We start from the raw sequence: 801 nt of genomic DNA, 5'->3' as shown, positions 1-801 counted from the left end.
ATGAGACGGTGGGACGGGGGCAGGGCGCGTCGGCGGGTCGCAGTGTGTCGGGCCCTCCGGGGACCCCGCGCGCGGCGAGCAGGGAGAAGACACCGGCGACCAGACAGGTGTTCTGCAGCTCACCCGCGAGAATCGCGCGTCGCAGCTCCTCCAGGGGCACCATGGCGCGCTCCATGTCGGCCTCCTCGTCGGAGACCTCGTAGCGCTCCCCCTCGGCCGAGGACAGCCCCCGGGCCAGGAAGATCCGCACCGCCTCGTCGGTGCCACCGGGGCTGGTGTACAGGTCCACCAGTACCCGCCAGTCATCCGCCCGCAGGTGGGTCTCCTCCCACAGCTCCCGGCGCGCCGCGGGCAGCGGCGGCTCACCCGGCACATCGAGCAGCCCGGCGGGGATCTCCCACAACCGGCGCCTGACGGGATGACGGTACTGGCGGACCAGCGCCACCCGGTCCCGCTCGTCGATGGCAAGCACCGCGACCGAACCCGGGTGCACCTGGTAGTCGCGGCGTGCCACCGAGCCGTCCGGCATCCGCACCTCGTCGGTGCGCACCCCGGTCTTCCTCCCCGTGAAGGGGAGATCGGTGGAGATCACCGGCCAGGATTCGGGGGTGTCGCGCAGAGGCGTGTCGGCTCCGCCGTTCCCGGTGTTGCCGGGGTTCCCGGTATCCGTCATCGTTCAGGGGTTCCCGTGCTCGGTGGGGGACGTGGTTCCCGGGGCGTCCGCGGTCCCGGGGCTCCCGGCGCCCTCCGTGCGGGCCCGGACGGCGGCCCGGATCAGCCCCGCGAACAGCGGGTGGGGAC

At 73.5% G+C, this 801-nt stretch carries 1 protein-coding gene; it reads right to left on the bottom strand.

All coding sequences use genetic code 11. The features are described 5' to 3' along the window. A partial coding sequence (locus FNQ90_RS25435; protein ID WP_182608462.1) for an NUDIX domain-containing protein occupies nt 1-673 on the bottom strand: 673 nt, incomplete at its 3' end. Nucleotides 674-801: the final 128 nt, after the last annotated feature.

The sequence above is a fragment of the Streptomyces alkaliphilus genome (genome assembly GCF_014141535.1).
Classification (GTDB): Bacteria; Actinomycetota; Actinomycetes; order Streptomycetales; family Streptomycetaceae; genus Streptomyces; species Streptomyces alkaliphilus.
Note: the sequence above shows the minus strand (reverse complement) of the source record. Positions and strands in the feature narration are given on the sequence as shown.